The following is a 260-nucleotide window of genomic DNA, read 5'->3' as shown; positions in this document are numbered from 1 at the left end:
GGATACGCCAGCCAGCCGGTGCGCGCGAATTCGCCCACGAACAACGACATCATCACCAGGATGGCACCGCCCGTGGTCATCCAGAAGCTGAAGTTATTGAGAAACGGGAACGCCACATCACGCGCGCCGATCTGCAGCGGCATGACGAAGTTCATCAGACCAGTCACCAGCGGCATGGCCACGAAGAAGATCATGATCACGCCGTGCGCGGTGAAGATCTGGTCGTAGTGATGTGGTGGCAGGAAACCAGTGCTATCGCC

1 protein-coding gene is annotated in these 260 nt (G+C 58.8%); it reads right to left on the bottom strand.

What is annotated here, in order from left to right; genetic code table 11:
- On the bottom strand, positions 1-260 hold a 260-nt coding region (locus RVY79_RS20225), incomplete at both ends, for a cbb3-type cytochrome c oxidase subunit I (protein WP_317466369.1).

The organism is Chromohalobacter sp. HP20-39 (assembly GCF_033052815.1).
Lineage (GTDB): Bacteria > Pseudomonadota > Gammaproteobacteria > Pseudomonadales > Halomonadaceae > Chromohalobacter.
This window is presented reverse-complemented; position numbering and strand designations above follow the sequence as displayed.